This is a genomic window from Acinetobacter sp. 25-47-122 (assembly GCF_056779695.1).
On sequence record NZ_JBWYIJ010000007.1, the window covers coordinates 64,027 to 79,761 of the forward strand.

Here is a 15,735-nt window from a genome sequence, read left to right on the forward strand (position 1 = left end):
TCTATTTAAATTAGATGAATATTCAACTTATATTCATCTCCCCCTATCCTCTATTCATAAAGGATTCTGGTTTGAACAAATGGCTGATTCAGCTTAAAAAAGCGACCTATAATACTTCATTTATGTATAACCTGCGGATGATCGTCGCTTTCGCAGGTACCGCGTTTATTCCCTATCTGTTAGATCAGCAATTGATGACGATTCCATTAACATTAGGGGTTGTTGCTGCTGGTCTGAGCGACATCGATGATCGCTTCTCAGTACGTATCATGAATCTGATTTATACCTATATTGGTTTCTTTATTGCGGCAGCTTCTGTTCAACTGTTATTCCCATATCCTGTACTTTTTGCTTCAGGCCTGATCATCTCTTGTATTGGTCTCATTTTACTGGGCTCATTAGGCAGACGTTATGCCACCATCTCATATGGTTGCTTAGTGATTTCTGTCTATGCCATGCTAGGTGTTGATATTTTTGACGAATGGTACATGCAACCCAGTCTTTTGGTGATTGGTGCCATTTGGTATGGGATCTTGTCTACGCTTAGTTTCTTGCTTTTTCCAGCTCGACAAGTTCAAGATCAGCTCTCGAAAAGCTATTCTTCACTCGGTGATTTCCTTTTTGCTAAATCTAATCTCTTTGATGTGGATATGACAGCGAATAGCTACCAAAAAAGTATGATTAGCTTGTCACTGGAAAATGGGAAATTAGTGGGTATCTTCAATGATATGAAAACCACACTCCTTACCCGACTAAAAGGAGACCGTGGTCAAACTGATACCCGTCGCAGCTTACAATATTATTTTATTGCACAGGATATTCACGAGCGCGCTGACTCAGCGCATATTGATTATCAACAATTAACCAAAGCCTTTGAACATAGTGATATTTTATTTCGCTTCCAACGCATTTTGACACTGCAAGCAAAAGCCTGTAAAGATTTAAGCGAAAGCATCCTAAATCGTACAACTTACCAGCATAATCCACGTTTTGAACATGCATTTAGTAATCTCAGAAAGTCATTAGAAAAAATTCGTGATGAACAAAAACATGATCTTATCTGGGTCAATGCTCTTTTTGCCTTACTCCAGAACTTAAAAGCCATCGATGCTCAATTACGAAATCTTGAAACTGAACGGCATATTAAGTTTGATCGCACTAAACATTTAGAAAACCAACTTAAAGATGACGATCTGAAAGGTTGGGAAGATATCGTTTCTCGTATCAAACAAAATTTAACACCTGAATCCGTTCTCTTTCGACATGCAATTCGTGTTTCCATCGTACTTTTCATCGGATATGTATTTGTTCAAGTCACCAATATCGAATACGGTTATTGGGTACTCTTAACAGCCCTATTTGTTAGTCAACCAAACTTCAACGCCACAAAACGTCGACTCAGACTCAGGATCATGGGAACACTCGGTGGCATTATTCTTGGTTTTGCAATTCTGTATTTCGTTCCTTCTGTTGAAGGTCAACTCTTATTATTAATTGTGAGTGGTGTCCTATTTTTTGAATTACGCAGTAAGCAATATGCGCAAGCCACTGCCTTTATTACGATCTTAGCCTTAATTAATTTCAATTTGGACGGTTTAGGTTTCCAAGCGGCATTTCCTCGAATGTTAGATACTTTAATTGGCTGTGCATTGGCATGGTTTGGGGTGAGCTTTATTTTTCCAGATTGGAAATTCAGACGACTCCCCCATTCAATCAGACGTTCACTCGAAGCTCAATGCCAGTATCTTACTGAAGTCGTACAACAGTACCATCATGGACGTAATAATAGTTTGAACTACCGCGTAGTCCGCCGCACTGCACATAATCGTGATGCGGATGTCGCATCACTCATATCGACATTAGCAACAGAACCTGATTTTGATCCAACGCAAAAATCTCTAGCATTTGAGTTCCTCTGTCTCAATCATACGTTTATCAGCTATATTGCTGCGCTAGGTGCACACCGTGAAAAAATTCAAGATCAGTCAACATTAGAACTACTTCAACAAGCGTTAAATGATATCCAAGGTGCTTTTTTGCGAGATGAATTCCCTGAGCTAAATCTGACAAATTTGGAGTCCGCGATTCGTGAACGTTTGAATAAAGATGATCAGGATTCACATAAATCATTGATTGTTTTACAGCAACTTTCTTTAATGCTTGGTGTATTAAGACGATTGAGTACCTTAAAACAAAGTTTAAGTCATGAACATGATACTCAATCCAGCGCATTGGCATCACTGTAAATGTTGAATTTTCAAGGCAGTAAATTAGTACAATATACTCCCTGATTGTATTAATTTAATGCTAAACTCTGCTCAGATATACACATTTTGTTAACGAAACTATGACTGCAAAAAACTTATACGCCTACACTTTACAACCCGTTCCTTACGAGGTTACTGAAGCTGAACAACGCCATGCGCAACTCGCAATCTGGCGCAGCACAAATAAAATTGGAACTAAAGCTTGGGCTATTATGGGTGCAATTACTGCGCTTGCAATTTTGGGTCTAATTTTTATTAAAAATTACTCTACTGTATTTTGCTGGGTGGCTTTAGTCTGTGTGCTGACATACTTTTTAGTACGAAAGTTTGGACTAGAATGGTACGCTAAACGCAAAATGAATGAGTTTCCAGTACAAGAAATTAGTGGAATTAAATTAGGTGTTCAGCCTCATGGTATCGTGATGCGTCAAAAAATGGGACTACAAGAAGGTGTAGGTTCAATTGGTTGGAAAGATATCTATGAGTGGTATAACACGCCAGATTTCATTTTGGTGAACTTTAAAGTTAAAGGTCAGCAAGGTGCTTATATCCTGCCAAAACGAATGAACAGCAAAAATTTCTCTTTCGAGACCATCCGTAAACATCTTAAAGAAAGCGTTGGTGAGCCAAAATCACTGTAAATACGGCTTTATATTAAAACCTCCAACTTTGGAGGTTTTTTTATCACAATTTTTTATATGAGAATGAGAATAAATATTATCTTCAAATACATTCCACTTTTTTTGAGTTAGGTTATAATCGCACCATTCAAAAATTCCAATTCACTCAGACCCTTATGTTCAAGAAAATATTTTTCCAGTTACACTGGTTTTTCGGAATAACAGCAGGCCTTATTTTGGCACTTATGGGTGTCACTGGGGCAATATATTCTTATGAGCAGCAAATTATCAAGCTGATCAATCAGGAAAGTTATACAGTTGTTGCTGAACAACGCCCAAAATTAACGCCAGCTGAAATTTATCAACATTTCCAGCAGGAGCATCCTGATCTTAAAATCAATAGCATTACGATTGCTGCTCAACCTACTGACTCATCGAGTATCAATGTTGCGAAGGAAGGTGAACGTCGTGGTTTAACCATGATGATCAATCCCTACAGTGCTGAATTACTTCCTGAAATTAAAGGTCGAAAATTCTTTGCATTCGTACAACAACTTCATCGTAACTTGACAGTCGGACCTGTTGGAAAACAAATTACCGGTGCATGTACACTGATTCTTATTTTCTTTGTCCTCAGTGGCTTATATCTACGTTGGCCGAAAAAACACAGTTTCAAACAATGGTTTTCAGTTAAACCCAAATTAAAAGGTCGAAACTTTATTTGGGATTTACATGCAGTCGTTGGAACATGGGTGGCCATTTTCTATCTCATGTTGGCTTGTACAGGTTTATATTGGTCATATGACTGGTGGCGCAACGGCATGTTTAAAGTGCTTGGTGTTGAGCGCCCGCAACCCCAAATGCAAGCGGGTGGTCCTGGTTCAAATGCTGGACCAAACGCTCAACGTGAAGGACGTAAAGGACGTGAAGAGCGTAAATCACTCCAAACAGAACAGATTCAATTTGCGCTCAACCAATCTTGGTCTACATTTAATCAACAGTTTAAAAATCAATTTTCTTCCGTAACCTTCACCATTCCTAAACGTGCAAACGGTGAATTAGAACTGAGTTTCGTTGATCCTGTTCCGCAACATGAACGCGCTCGTAACAAAGCGACTGTCGACTTAAATACGAATCAATTGAAAGATGTTGAATTGTACGAAGACAAAAAGCTCAATGAAAAAATTATGAGCAGCATGTTACCTGTACACCGTGGCAGCTTCTTTGGTCCTATTTACCAGTTCTTCGCGATGTTAGCTGCACTCGCTATGCCGTTATTCTTTGTGACGGGTTGGATGCTCTATCTCAAACGCCGCAAGCAAAAACAATTGACCCGTGAAGCGAAGCAAAATTTAGCAGTGGTTGATGTTGATCCAAATGCCAAACCTTGGCTCATCGCTTATGCAAGTCAAACTGGTGTATCCGAGCAATTGGCTTGGCGTACAGCTTCAATTCTGCAAACAGCACGCCAACCCGTCACTGTTAAATCAGTGCAAAGCCTGACCACTGATGAGCTACAAACAGCATCTCAAATTCTAGTGGTCGCGAGTACTTACGGTACAGGTGAAGCTCCAGACTTAGCTGCAAGCTTTGAAAAGAAATTGATGTCTCATCCACTGAATCTAAGTCACGCTCAATTCGCAGTTATGGCACTTGGTTCACGTGAATATCCTGACACTTATTGTAGTTTTGGTCATCGTATTTATGATTGGTTCAATGCATCTGGTGCAACTCCGCTCTTTAATGTGATTGAAGTAGACAATGCCAATAACCAAGATATTCAAAAATGGACAGATGCACTCGCACAAGCTGCTCAATTGGAATTAGCAACACTATCTATTGATAAAGTCTTTGATCAATGGAAACTGCAAAAACGTACACTGCTTAATCCAAACAGTTTGGGTCAACCAGCTTATAATTTAGAGCTTGAGTCTAATCACGACGCGATCTGGCAAGCTGGAGATATTGCGGAAATTCAACCCAGCAATAGCATTGAACGTATTCAAGCATTTTTACAACAGCACAACTTAGATGAGGCTTTAGTTCTCGCAACTACAGGTCAAACCTTAGTTGAAAGCCTGTGGAATAAAAATTTAAATAGCGAGATTCAGCCATTTGCTACAGCTGAGGAACTCGTTGAGCAGCTTGAAAATTTACCTACTCGTGAATATTCGATCGCAAGTATTCCAACTCAAGGCATGATGCGCTTGGTGGTACGTCAACAACGTGATGAACAGCAGCAACTCGGCTTAGGCTCAGGCTGGTTAACACATCATGTTGCGGTTGGTGCTCAGGTACAACTTCGTATTCGAACCAATGAATCATTCCATTTAATTGATGATAATCGACCGATTATCTGTATCGGTAACGGGACAGGAATCGCAGGGCTAATGAGCTTAATTTCAGCTCGCGTACGCTTAGACTACACTGACAACTGGCTCATCTTCGGTGAACGCCAACGCGAACATGATTTCTTTTATAAAGAAACAATCGAAGCTTGGCAAAATACAGCGATGTTAAAGCGTATTGATCTTGCGTTCTCTCGAGACCAACCAGAAAAAGTCTATGTACACCATATTCTGCGTCAAAATGCGGATGAAGTCGTTAAATGGATTCATCAAGGTGCTGTCATCTATGTGTGCGGCAGTATCAATGGTATGGCAAGCGATGTTGATCTAGCTTTAATTGAAATCTTAGGTGAAACTACTGTAGATGAATTAAGACAAGCTGGTCGCTACCGTAGAGACGTTTACTAACACGGTTATTATGATCAAAACCGAGCACGATTTTTATTTAATCTGCTCGGTTTTTTTATGCGATATACTTTTTCTCATTTCCCACTAGTGATGACATCGAATGTATATAAGGATTTTAAAATTTTTCGCTTGGTTAATAGCATTGATACTATTAATCGATGGAATCATTTTAATCAGTCAAAATAAAATTCATTTAGGTACTGTACTTCCAGCATTTATTGGCATAATGATTATTGTATGTCTGTTTTTTAATAAGAAAATCCAACACTACCGTTTGAATCATTCTAACTTTAACTTGTTTTGGAAAATGGGATGGACAATTTTTTCCATCTGGTTAATCAGCTTGGCTATTTTTTTTTATTTTTTAGCTAAATCAAATCATTCCCCCATTATGAATACACCACCTGATGCGATTATTATTTTGGGTAGTGGTTTAATCAATAACCAACCCTCCCCAACGCTTCAGGCTCGATTAGACCAAGGTGCAACGATCGCCGCTCAATATTCCAGTAGTTCTATTATTGTAACTGGCGGTTTAGGTTTTGATCAGAAAATTACTGAAGCTGCAGTGATGAAAGCATATTTGATCGACAAGTATCGTATTCACCCACAGCGTATATTTGAAGAAAGTCAAAGCACCAGCACCGAACTCAATCTAAAAAACAGTGTTCCGCTGCTAAACAGAATAGGCTTAAACCAAGATAGTCATATTGTGGTTGTCACCAGTGATTTTCATACCCCACGTGCTGCAGCCATTGCCCGATTTCAAGGTTATACCCAAATCACATCAGTCAGTGCTGAAACTCCTTTAACCACACGATATAACGCATGGCTTAGAGAATATTTTGCTTATATTAGTGGTTGGATTTTAAGAGAATACTAAATTTTCTATTTATCATGTATTCGGATTTTTCGAGGCGAAGGAACCCCTTCTCTATTTAATTTTTCAGGTTGATCGATCGATAACTGGTATAGATAAGCTTTTAGGTCAATTAGAAATTGTCGCCCCGATACCAAAACATTTTGACCTTCTGGCATCAAGTTCAGTGACAAATGCGTATTGTGTTGTCGAATATAAGGAACAACTTGTTCAATAAATGGTATCAGTTGGATTTCCTCCACATGATATTTTTCCCACTTATCACGAACCAATAATTGTGCCATACCTTTACTTTGCCAAACAGCAAGCGTGCGCTGACCAGATGGAGTGGAGCACAATGCCCAGCCATCATTATATAAACTATAAACTTTAGCCTGAGCGACAATTGTTTCCATAAATTGTTGGTATTGTTCTTTTGGAGAGACAACTGTAGAGGCAATAGAGGTACTTGAAGGCTTACGCTGGTATGGATTTCTCATAATTCTATTATAAACATGAATTCATCATATTTTATATAAATTATAGAAACTTAAAAGACTTTTTATAGAAAGAATATGGTGGGCGCTGACGGGATCGAACCGCCGACATTCTGCTTGTAAGGCAGACGCTCTACCAACTGAGCTAAGCGCCCTTGAGGAATAAAAATAGCACCGCTATTTTTAAGATGCAAGAAAGAAATCTTGCTGATTTAAACCATTATATCTAGACAAGGGATCTAGAAAATGGCGCAGCGGACGGGACTCGAACCCGCGACCCTCGGCGTGACAGGCCGATATTCTAACCAACTGAACTACCGCTGCAACGGTAACTGCTTACGCAATTAGGGTCATATAAGCTTTGCAGCTTGAATATGGTGGGCGCTGACGGGATCGAACCGCCGACATTCTGCTTGTAAGGCAGACGCTCTACCAACTGAGCTAAGCGCCCTTATTAGGCTTTGATTTTTAGGATGGCGCAGCGGACGGGACTCGAACCCGCGACCCTCGGCGTGACAGGCCGATATTCTAACCAACTGAACTACCGCTGCATCACAAAAAATCTGGTGGGCGCTGACGGGATCGAACCGCCGACATTCTGCTTGTAAGGCAGACGCTCTACCAACTGAGCTAAGCGCCCTTAATAAGGTCATTACATAAAATGGCGCAGCGGACGGGACTCGAACCCGCGACCCTCGGCGTGACAGGCCGATATTCTAACCAACTGAACTACCGCTGCACTTATGTAATATCTCTATTAAAGTACAAACAATCTATTAAGTTTAAAGTGGCGCAGCGGACGGGACTCGAACCCGCGACCCTCGGCGTGACAGGCCGATATTCTAACCAACTGAACTACCGCTGCACTAAAACTTAACGTAAAGGCTTGGTGGGCGCTGACGGGATCGAACCGCCGACATTCTGCTTGTAAGGCAGACGCTCTACCAACTGAGCTAAGCGCCCTTTACGACTTCATCGTTTGTGTGGTGCATTATAGAGAATCCTCAGATACTGTCAAACGCTTTTCTACAGGTTTCTCAGTTTTTCAGTTTGAATGATTAAAAAATAGATCATTTCTCTTGAAAAATCGCTTTTTTGTCTATTATTTGCCTGATTAGAGATATGTTTTTATTTTTATTCAAAGTTTTTATCACAACACATTTTACGATTCTGATTTAAATTTGATCCAATTGGATCTCTTGTTCTGAAATATAGACTAAAGCGCCTTCGTCCAATATATCAAATAGCTCAATGACATCTGCACTGTGCATTCGAATACATCCATGTGATTTAGGAATACCTAAAGGTTCTGACTCTGGCGTACCATGAATATAGATATATCGATTATAGGTATCACAACCCTCCCCTTGATTAAAACCAGGTTCTAAACCTGCTAACCAAAGAATTCGAGTTAGAATCCAGTCACGTTCTGGAGATTGCTCACCAAGTTCCACATCATAGATCTCCCCAGTCCAAATACGTGCTTTAAAAACAGCATTGATTGGGTGGTCATCGCCAATTTTTTGTTCAATGCGATGCCATCCTCTTGGTGTTTTACCTGAATTTTCCTGTTCACCTATACCGTTCAATCCAGTAGACACCAAATAGCTTTTTTTCATACGTGGTACATATAGAACTTGTTTCGCCATATCAATCAGGATATCCGCCTGACTTAGGGTATAACTTTCAAGATTTGGGTTCATACAAAACTCAGCGTTAAATTATTTTTAATCATTTATTTAAACAATATTTTTTGATTCAGGTCTTAACCACAACCAAATCGCGACAATTAGCATGGTGAGATTCGTAAAAATTTTTACTAAATCAGGAGCATTGGTATAAAGCATAAGAATACCGCTGATCAACATCATCATCGAGGCGAGCCATTTTGCTTTGCGTGGAACCGTGCCATGCTCACGCCAATTTCGCAGTGTTGGTCCATATTTAGGATGATTGAGTAGCCAATCATCAACCTGTGGCCAACCTTTTGAAGCAGCCCATGCGGCAAGAATTAAAAAGACTGTGGTTGGCAATCCTGGCAATAGCGCACCAATAAAACCTAGAGTCACAAAAATAATGACCAAGCTCCGCCAAAACACGATTTTCATACCGCAACTCATTCAGTTGAATCTCACTAGTATATATGCTTTTGTGGTAGTGTCTGATTGTAAATTTATTTTCAATTTTGAATTCTAGTTGGAGAAACGGTGCAATCTGATTTTTATGAGCCATGGCAGAACTTTCATCATACAATTGTACGTCAACTGGCTTTTGTCATCGCAAGTCCTAATATTATTCGTTTTGCGCCTAAAGAATTAACGATCGTTCATCCTTTTGAATTGCACCATGAACAATTTTGGCAAACTCAGTACGAAAAATATATCTCCAGACTGCATGATCTAGATCAAAACCCACAAGAGCTGATTGATTTTATTCAGCAACTTAAAAGTACGCGTCTAGGTTTGCGCTTTGAATATTTAATGTGGTTCTGGCTGCAAGATGATCAACGCGATCAAGCTGATTTTTCGCTGTTAGATCACAGTGTTCAAATCATTGACGGCCGCCATACTTTGGGTGAAATTGACTTTGTGATATTAAATCATCACACCCAAGAAATTGAACAATGGGAAGTTGCACTGAAATTTTATTTAGCAGAACAAGACTTTCAACTTCAACATTGGTACGGATTAAATCGAAGCGACACTCTATTTAGAAAGCTCAATCATTTTACGCAAAAGCAATTTCAATTTACTCAAGCCAATACTTATAAAATTGATCGAAAAATTGCGGTGATGAAAGGTCAACTCTACTTTCCGTATCATACCGAACTTCAGACCATACCCAACTGGGTCAGCCCACATCGTCGTATAGGCACATGGGGACATCAATTACGATCATCTTTTTATCGACTGGAAAGACAGGAATGGATTTGTCCGAATGCGAGTCAGACTTCAAATGAAGCACATTGGTGGAGCAATGGGCTTTATCACAATGTACAGACAAATCAGTTTTATATGTACCGTCAACCAGCATTAAAGCTTCCTTACGTGTAGTTCGTGTAATAAAAAAATGTATCGAATACAATTAATAACATTCTGATAATAAAACTCTCATATTCTTCTAAATGATTAATTTTTATTCTGATTAAGCATCAAAATAATTTACAATCATTGGAGATAATGATGAAAAAAGTATTAGCCGCTTCATTCGTAGTTGCATTTGTATTAACTGGTTGTAATACATTCAAAGGTTTTGGACAAGACGTTTCAAAAGCTGGGGAAACTGTAACAAATACTGCTGAAAAAACTTCAAACGAAATTCGTAACAACTAATTCGAAGTTGAAGCTAAAAGCCCTATTTTTTAATAGGGCTTTTTTTATTTAAATTTGATTCCCTTGAATGATTAATATTTTGCATCAAATTCAACATACTTTATGATAGTTCGACTTTGACCAATTCGATTTCTTTCCATGACCCAATCTGCAACACTCGATTTAAGCTTACAATTACTTCGCCAACCTTCAGTGACTCCAGTCGATCATAACTGTCAAAATATTATGGCTGATCGATTATCAAAGATTGGTTTTAACATTGAAAATATGCGTTTTGAAGATGTAGATAACTTATGGGCTCGTCGCGGGACTGAATCACCTGTGTTTTGTTTTGCGGGTCATACTGATGTTGTTCCTACAGGCAATCTAGAAGCGTGGAACTCCGATCCATTCGCCCCAGAAATTAGAGATGGAAAGTTATACGGGCGTGGCAGTGCAGATATGAAAACGGCGTTGGCAGCCATGGTAATTGCCTCTGAACGTTTCGTTGCTAAGCATCCAGACCACAAAGGTTCGATTGCTTTTTTGATCACTTCAGATGAAGAAGGTCCATCTATCAATGGAACAGTGAAAGTTGTAGAAACTTTAGAAGCACGCCAAGAAAAAATGACATGGTGTTTAGTTGGTGAACCGTCAAGTACGAATACTTTAGGTGACATTGTTAAAAATGGCCGTCGTGGGTCTCTCAATGCCAATTTAACAGTGAAAGGTAAGCAAGGGCATGTGGCCTATCCACATTTGGCCATTAACCCAATTCATACAGCCTCAAAAGCAATTGCTGAATTATGTGAGACAGAATGGGATCAAGGCAATGAGTATTTCCCTGCAACGTCTTTCCAAATCTCGAATATTTCTGCTGGAACGGGTGCAACCAATGTTGTGCCTGGCACGATGAACTTATTATTTAACTTCCGCTATTCTACAGAAGTTACTGCTGATGAATTAAAAGCACGTACACATGAAATTTTAGATCGCCACGGCGTTGAGTATGATATCGAGTGGACACTATCAGGTTTACCATTCCTTACCCCTGTTGGAGAGCTCGTCAATGCTGCCAAAAAAGCGATTTTGGATGTGACTGGTACGACAACAGAATTATCAACCAGTGGTGGTACATCAGATGGCCGCTTTATCGCACCAACTGGAGCTCAGGTTCTCGAACTGGGAGTACTTAATGCCACGATCCACCAGATTAATGAGCATGTTGAAATCGCACATTTGGAACCTTTGGCTGAAATTTATGAAAAAATCTTAATTGAGCTATTGGCATAACATTAAAATTTAAGAGCAATGAAATATAAAAAAGGATGCGAATGCATCCTTTTTTAATTCGCTTAAAATACTTCAATCCTGTTTTAAAAGCTGGTTGATCTGCTCAATCAACACTGCTTCTTGGAAAGGTTTACCCATATAAGCCGATACACCAAGTTCAAGAGCATGTTGTTTATGCTTATCCCCCACCCGTGAAGTGATCATAACCACAGGTAAGTTCTGCAAATGTGGTTGATTTCTCAGCCATTGCATCACTTCAAAACCATCCATTCTTGGCATTTCAACATCAATTAACATTAAGGCAGGTGTTGAATACTGTAAATATTCAAGTGCTTCAATGCCATCTGTAGCTGTGACAATCTGGTAACCATAACGCTCAAGTAGTTTAGATGTCACTTTACGGACTGTGACCGAATCATCAACCACTAAAATCGTAGGTGCTTCATTGTCATGCTCTAAATTAGAGGGCTTCGACTCTAGATGTATAGACCAATCCTGCTGAGTGAGATATTGAACCACACGATTTACATTTAAAATTGGGCAAATTTCTCCACTACCCATAATGGTTACACCGCTGAGATAATCAATTTGATGGATCAGCCTCCCAGTCTGTTTCACAATAATTTGTGAATTAGTTCCTAAGACTTCATCAACGAATAAAGCCACAGGTTGAGACTGGTGCATATTCACCAAAATCACTGGAACTTTTTGGGTTTCTGAATATGGTGAATTTCTTTTTATATTTTGATTTAACAACACGAAGTCAGCCAAATCGTTTAATTGATAACTTGCTTCATGCACTCTCAACAACTGACTCTGTTGTTTCGCGTGATTTAAATCATGTCTATCGATCATTTCAACACGTTGTATTTGATGTAACGGTAAGGCAAAGAATTGGTCCGCAACTTTTACCATCAATGCTTCTGTAATAATTGAAGATTTAGGAATTCTGATTTCAAAACAAGTTCCTTGTCCTCTTTCCGAAGAAACATGAACATGCCCACCCAGTGCCTGTATTTCACTTTTAACGACATCTAAACCGACACCACGTCCTGAAACGGTTGTTAATTTTGCAGCAGTGGTAAAGCCTGGTCTAAAAATCAATTGTAATAGTTCAGTTTCAGAATAATCCCGTTCAGTATTGAGCCAACCAAATTCAACAGCTTTTTGCTTAATCTCTTGTGAATCAATTCCTCGACCATCATCCTTGATCAAAATACTCAGCTCATTGTGATGATTCACCAGTGTCAGTTGCATGACTGCTTGTTCAGGTTTATTTAATTTCAACCGCTGTTCTGCTGACTCAATTCCGTGATCAATCGCATTACGCAGAATATGCTCAAGTGAGGTGATCAACTTTTCAAGAATACTACGATCTAATTCGATGTCTGCATGTTCAATCTGTAACTGAACAGATTTATTCAGATTCATCGAAAGTTGCTTGCATAAGCGTTCAAGACGCATTTTTATCGTCTTGAATGGTACGACACGAGTACGCATCAACGAGTGTTGGATGTTGTTTTGTATTCTTGCCTGCTGAATCAATATACTTTCTGCAGATTGAAGCTTTTCATGCAGAGAGTTTCTGATATCTAACAAGTCTGATGTTGACTCTGATATTGATTTTGAGAGTTGATTAAGTGATGAATATTGATCCATTTCTAAGGGATCAAATCCATGCTCGGCGGAATTATGTGATCTACGTTGTAATAAAATTTGGGATTCTAATTCCCCTTCCATCCGTCTCAATTGTGAAGTAAGGCGCTGAATGGTTTGATCCATTTCTACCAAATTTGACCGATATGATTTTAATTCTACTTCGACTTGCGAACGTTGAATCAAATCCTCCCCAATCAAATTAAGGGTTGCTTCAATTACAGCAGTAGAGACTGATAGTGTCTCGTTCGCTACGGCAGATTGCACAAACTTTTGCAAATTGCCACTCATTGGAGGCGGTAAAACACTCTCCTTAGCGTTAGATGGTTCATTCTGATGTGAGTTTTGCTGAATGGAAGAAGAGTCAAACTTTGATGAATTATTATGCGTAGTGACTAAATCTCTTAAATTGGTTTCAAGGTCCGCTGATAAAGTTGAATGAATACTAAAATCTGAAGACATGTGGTGACTGATATCATTTTGCATCGAATGTACTAAGTTCAGCTTCGAGTCACCACCCTTAAGATTTAAATGTCCAAGCTCAATTAAACCCTGAATAAGCCTTGATGCCTGCTCCACCGGATAATCGACAGACTCAACTTTAATGATATTGACACGCCGTACCAAATCCTGCTGTAAGGCTTTAATCAAAATAATGAAACTTTTTATATCAATTTGATGCTCTGAAATGAGTTGAATATATACAGATTCAAGCTCATGGATTAGATTTGCAAAGTAATCTGCTTGCAACATGTATGCACCACCTTTCAACGTGTGCAATTGCCGCATAATTTTTTGGATACACGTAGCATCTTCTTGATACTCTAACCATGTATTGAACAAGTCTTCGATTTGAGACAAGATTTCTTCCGCTTCCTCGACAAAAAAACCACTTACTTCGCGATCTAAGCCCTGTTTTGCTTTCGCTGAATCTTTGAGTGCGTAATCTATATTGAGTAATGTCAGAATTGTTTCATCTAAGGAGCGAGCAGATACTTCGCTCTCCTGCTCTATAGTGGAAATGCAATTTGATTGATTGGAAAAGCTGAAGTATTCATGATTAAGTTGTTTTAAATCACCTAATAGCTGCTGAGAAGCCTCATTATTTTGAGCCAATTGACCTATAGCAAGTTCATCAAATATTTCTAAGAGTTTTTCATGCCCTTGTTGTAAAACTCGCTGGACATTTGAGTAGGCAATTGAATTCGGTTCTCTTGCAATGTTGGAGTGAATTGAACTCAAAATTTCTGAAATTTTTTGAAGGAGATCAAAATCAACTTTAATGGCAAATTTAGCAATTGAACTGAGTTGTTGACTCAGTAAGGTCGAACGTTCAGTAGTACGTGTAGAGCTAACGAGGTTAGAAATACCATCTTGTACAAAGGTATCTATAAGGAAAACATCTTCTACACCCAAATCTACAATTTTCTTGAGTAACTCTTGCGGATCAAGATTTGGATCGTTCTGTGTAATCTGTTCTGAGAAGTCTCTCAATGCGATTAAAAATGTATGCTCTAATGCCTGAAACTGTTGTTGCCTCGTTACGTTGTCACCTGTTGTTTGCAAGCTTTCTAAGTAATACTTGATTAAATCAATATACTGCGTTGTGAGTGCTTGCAATTGTTTATTGTTGGCATCAAGAGATGGATTACGTTGTATTATTTTTTCGAATGACTGACTCAATACTTCAATTTTCTCAAGTCCAACAATTGCAGAACTCCCCCTGAGAGAATGGACAACACGTGCAAGCGTATCCACCTGAAATTGTTGATTGGATTTATCTAACATATCTTGCAGGGATTTCAATTGTTCTGAAGCTTCAGCATAAAAACTTTGCAGAACCTCGTTATCCCATATTTGAGTATTCTCAATTGTGGCTGCTGCTGAGAGTGAATTTGAGTCACTCAAACAATGACATTCAATCCTGAAATATAGATCTAGCTGTGTGAGATGAGCGTTGATCGCCAACAAAGGATGCAATGATTGATCTATGATATTTGAATGTTCTAATTGCCGACCTAAAAGCAATAGAGGTTTAACATCTAATTGAATCGCTTGTTTCGCTATTAAACTAGGCACAATGATGTAGCGATATATACGAGAGATCAGCTCAACATACTCAAGGACCAGTTGACTCCATGAACGTTGCTGATCAAGCCTAATATTCAGTATTGTCTCAACGGTCCATGCAAGCTCAGAAACTGAGTTGAATCCAAGCATTCGACCTGAACCCTTTAAGGTATGAAAATTACGGCGCAATGCTTGCCAAATATTTACCTGTTCTAAATCATTCGATAAGACTTGAAAATTTTCTGATATTTCTAGAAGTAATTCCTTAAGCTCTTCAGCAAAGGTGGTAATAAGCTCCTCATCTTCAAAATTTAATTCATCCTGAGGAAGCTGCATATCTATATATGCACGATAGAGTGCTTCTGAAAGATATAATTGTATTTTATTAGGATTATTATTTTTCATG

General features: G+C 39.0%; 11 protein-coding genes and 8 tRNA genes. 7 read left to right on the forward strand and 12 right to left on the reverse strand.

Going from position 1 to position 15,735, the window contains the following annotated elements; translation table 11 throughout:
* Positions 1-71: 71 nt before the first annotated feature.
* The 4 genes from yccS (at position 72) to AC1M9P_RS08035 (ending at position 6,526) form a co-directional block, all read left to right on the forward strand.
* Positions 72-2,246, forward strand: a complete 2,175-nt coding sequence (gene yccS / locus AC1M9P_RS08020) for a YccS family putative transporter (RefSeq protein WP_481587268.1) — start codon at positions 72-74, stop codon at positions 2,244-2,246.
* Positions 2,247-2,347: 101 nt separating this feature from the next.
* Positions 2,348-2,908, forward strand: a complete 561-nt coding sequence (locus AC1M9P_RS08025) for a YcxB family protein (protein WP_481587269.1) — start codon at positions 2,348-2,350, stop codon at positions 2,906-2,908.
* Between the two features lie 155 nt (positions 2,909-3,063).
* A complete protein-coding gene (locus AC1M9P_RS08030; RefSeq protein ID WP_481587270.1) occupies positions 3,064-5,643 on the forward strand; it encodes a PepSY domain-containing protein in 2,580 nt (859 codons plus the stop codon).
* A 142-nt stretch (positions 5,644-5,785) separates the two neighbouring features.
* A complete protein-coding gene (locus AC1M9P_RS08035) occupies positions 5,786-6,526 on the forward strand; it encodes a YdcF family protein (RefSeq protein WP_481587271.1) in 741 nt (246 codons plus the stop codon).
* 5 nt (positions 6,527-6,531) lie between these two features.
* On the opposite strand, the gene AC1M9P_RS08040 is transcribed toward AC1M9P_RS08035, so the two are convergent.
* The 11 genes from AC1M9P_RS08040 to AC1M9P_RS08090 form a co-directional block, all read right to left on the reverse strand.
* Positions 6,532-7,002, reverse strand: coding sequence for a DUF2750 domain-containing protein (locus AC1M9P_RS08040; protein WP_035268330.1), 471 nt, complete (start codon positions 7,000-7,002; stop codon positions 6,532-6,534).
* A gap of 76 nt (positions 7,003-7,078) precedes the next feature.
* Positions 7,079-7,154: transfer RNA gene (locus AC1M9P_RS08045), tRNA-Val, on the reverse strand.
* A 92-nt stretch (positions 7,155-7,246) separates the two neighbouring features.
* Positions 7,247-7,323, reverse strand: a tRNA-Asp gene (locus AC1M9P_RS08050).
* A gap of 51 nt (positions 7,324-7,374) precedes the next feature.
* Positions 7,375-7,450: transfer RNA gene (locus tag AC1M9P_RS08055), tRNA-Val, on the reverse strand.
* Positions 7,451-7,473: 23 nt separating this feature from the next.
* Positions 7,474-7,550 (reverse strand) — tRNA-Asp (locus AC1M9P_RS08060).
* A 13-nt stretch (positions 7,551-7,563) separates the two neighbouring features.
* Positions 7,564-7,639, reverse strand: a tRNA-Val gene (locus AC1M9P_RS08065).
* A gap of 22 nt (positions 7,640-7,661) precedes the next feature.
* Positions 7,662-7,738, reverse strand: a tRNA-Asp gene (locus AC1M9P_RS08070).
* A 49-nt stretch (positions 7,739-7,787) separates the two neighbouring features.
* Positions 7,788-7,864, reverse strand: a tRNA-Asp gene (locus AC1M9P_RS08075).
* Positions 7,865-7,886: 22 nt separating this feature from the next.
* Positions 7,887-7,962: transfer RNA gene (locus AC1M9P_RS08080), tRNA-Val, on the reverse strand.
* Positions 7,963-8,174: 212 nt separating this feature from the next.
* Entirely contained in the window at positions 8,175-8,702 is a 528-nt protein-coding gene (elsL, locus tag AC1M9P_RS08085) for a cell wall-recycling L,D-carboxypeptidase ElsL (RefSeq protein WP_481587272.1), read from the reverse strand.
* A gap of 36 nt (positions 8,703-8,738) precedes the next feature.
* Positions 8,739-9,107: a YbaN family protein gene (locus tag AC1M9P_RS08090; protein ID WP_035269059.1), complete on the reverse strand. Its 369-nt coding sequence runs from the start codon at positions 9,105-9,107 to the stop codon at positions 8,739-8,741.
* A 99-nt stretch (positions 9,108-9,206) separates the two neighbouring features.
* Here AC1M9P_RS08090 and AC1M9P_RS08095 point away from each other — a divergent pair, with 99 nt between their 5' ends.
* From AC1M9P_RS08095 to dapE, 3 genes are all read left to right on the forward strand, one after another.
* Positions 9,207-10,052 carry a DUF1853 family protein gene (locus AC1M9P_RS08095; protein ID WP_481587273.1) on the forward strand — a complete coding sequence of 282 codons (846 nt, stop codon included), beginning with the start codon at positions 9,207-9,209 and terminating at the stop codon, positions 10,050-10,052.
* A 126-nt stretch (positions 10,053-10,178) separates the two neighbouring features.
* A complete protein-coding gene (locus AC1M9P_RS08100; RefSeq protein ID WP_092766976.1) occupies positions 10,179-10,331 on the forward strand; it encodes an entericidin A/B family lipoprotein in 153 nt (50 codons plus the stop codon).
* A gap of 138 nt (positions 10,332-10,469) precedes the next feature.
* Entirely contained in the window at positions 10,470-11,603 is a 1,134-nt protein-coding gene (gene dapE, locus AC1M9P_RS08105) for a succinyl-diaminopimelate desuccinylase (RefSeq protein WP_035269063.1), read from the forward strand.
* 72 nt (positions 11,604-11,675) lie between these two features.
* On the opposite strand, the gene AC1M9P_RS08110 is transcribed toward dapE, so the two are convergent.
* Complete coding sequence (locus AC1M9P_RS08110) at positions 11,676-15,734, reverse strand: hybrid sensor histidine kinase/response regulator (RefSeq protein ID WP_481587274.1); 4,059 nt, start codon at positions 15,732-15,734, stop codon at positions 11,676-11,678.
* Between the last annotated feature and the right edge of the window lies 1 nt (position 15,735).